Consider the following 2011-nt stretch of genomic DNA (forward strand, 5'->3'; position numbering starts at 1 on the left):
AGACCATCATCGATCTCAGCCGCGCCGGCGCGGCCGTGTTTGTCGTCTCCGAGGAACTCGACGAGCTGTTCGAGATCTGCGACCGCCTGCTGGTCATCTGCCAGGGGAAAGTGTCTCCGCCACTCGTCCGCACGACCGCCGACCGCGAGGAAATCGGGCTTCTGATGACCGGCCAAGGCATGGGCGAAGGTGTATCGACGAACAGAGGTGGCAGCGTTGCATTTCAGGATTGAACAGAGACCGGAGCCTTCGGCGCCGATGCGCGTCGCCGCGCCGGTTTTGGCGACGGCACTGACGGTCATCGTTGGCTCGATTTTCTTCGCTTCGCTCGGGCATGATCCGCTGGCCACGCTCTATGCGTTCTTCGTCGAGCCGCTCAGTTCGATGAACGGGCTGTCGGAGTGGTTGCTCAAAGCCTCGCCGCTGATCCTCATCGCTTGCGGCCTGGCGGTCGGCTTCCGCGCCAATGTCTGGAACATCGGCGCCGAGGGCCAGTTCACGATGGGTGCGATCGCCGCCAGCGGCGTCGGCCTATTCTGGCCAGATCCCGAGAGCGTGCTGCTGTTGCCTCTGATGTTCCTGGCCGGCATGGGCGCCGGCATGGCATGGGCCGCGATTCCCGCCTTCCTGCGCGCCCGCATGAACACCAACGAAATCCTCGTCACGCTGATGATGACGTACATCGCCACGCTGTTCCTGTCCTATCTCGTGCATGGACCGTGGCGCGATCCGGCCGGGTTCAATTATCCGCAGACAGCTCTTCTGCCCGCCGCGGCACTGCTGCAATCCTTTGATCCGGCCTACCGGCTCAATTCCTCGATCTTCATCACCGTCGTCGCCGTCATCGCGATGTGGCTGTTCACCGACCGCAGCTTTCTCGGTTACAAGATGTCGGTAAGCGGCGCGGCTCCCCTCGCCGCGCGCTATGCGGGATTTCGCGAGTCGGCCGCGGTCTGGATCGGCCTGCTGGCCGGCGGCGCGGCAGCCGGGATCGCGGGTATGGCGGAAGCCGCCGGACCACTCGGCCAACTCTCGCCGCAAATATCGCCGGGCTATGGTTTTGCGGCCATCATCGTCGCCTTCATCGGACGGCTGAACGCGTTCGGCATCGTGCTCGGCGGGCTGTTGATGTCGCTGCTGTTTCTCGGCGGCGAAGGCGTGCAGATGACATTGGGCCTCCCCTCCGCGCTGACGCGGATTTTCCAGGGCATCCTGCTGTTCTTCCTGCTCGCCGCCGACTTCTTTATTTTCTATCGCATTCGCCTGGTTCGGGAGAGAGCCTGATGGATCTGTTCATTGCCATCTTCACGGGCACCATCATCGCCGCGACGCCCTTGATCTTCGCGGCGCTCGGCGAACTCGTGGTGGAGAAATCCGGGGTTCTCAATCTCGGCATCGAAGGCATGATGCTGATGGGGGCGGCCCTTGCGTTCTGGGCGGTCACGGCAGGCTTTTCCATGCCTGTCGCGATCATGGCCGGCGCGCTGGCGGGGGCCGCCGCATCCCTGCTGTTCGGCGTTCTGGCGCTAACCTTCCTGACCAACCAGTATGCTGCTGGCCTGGCGCTGGCGATCTTCGGCTCAGGCGTTTCGGCCTTCCTCGGGCGCGGTTTCGGCAGCGATCCGATCGAGGCATTGCATCGCGTCAACATACCTGTCTTGTCGGATGTGCCCGTGATCGGCCCACTGCTGTTCCGCTTCGACCCGATGGTCTACCTCGGCTTGCTGATGTTCGTCGCCATCAGCTGGTTTCTCTACCGGACCAAAGCCGGCTTGGTGCTGCGCACGATCGGCGAGTCGCCGCAGACGTCACATGCGATCGGCTATCCGGTGATCAGGATCCGCTACATGGCCGTGCTGTTTGGCGGGCTGATGGCGGGGCTGGCGGGCGCCTATCTATCGGTCGCCTACACGCCGCTGTGGGTCGAGAACATGACCGCCGGCAAGGGCTGGATTGCGCTGGCGCTGGTGGTCTTCTCCACATGGCGGCCGCTGCGCATCCTGCTTGGCGC

General features: G+C 63.8%; 2 protein-coding genes and 1 pseudogene. All 3 read left to right on the forward strand.

What is annotated here, in order from left to right; genetic code table 11:
- Positions 1-233, forward strand: a pseudogene (locus tag C7I87_RS34300) (ABC transporter ATP-binding protein); the annotation flags it as partial.
- A complete protein-coding gene (locus C7I87_RS34305; protein ID WP_149908363.1) occupies positions 217-1284 on the forward strand; it encodes an ABC transporter permease in 1068 nt (355 codons plus the stop codon). The pseudogene C7I87_RS34300 and the gene C7I87_RS34305, both read left to right, overlap by 17 nt.
- On the forward strand, positions 1284-2011 hold a 728-nt coding region (locus C7I87_RS34310), incomplete at its 3' end, for an ABC transporter permease (RefSeq protein WP_149908367.1). The genes C7I87_RS34305 and C7I87_RS34310, both read left to right, overlap by 1 nt.

The organism is Mesorhizobium sp. SARCC-RB16n (genome assembly GCF_008520305.1).
Lineage (GTDB): Bacteria > Pseudomonadota > Alphaproteobacteria > Rhizobiales > Rhizobiaceae > Mesorhizobium.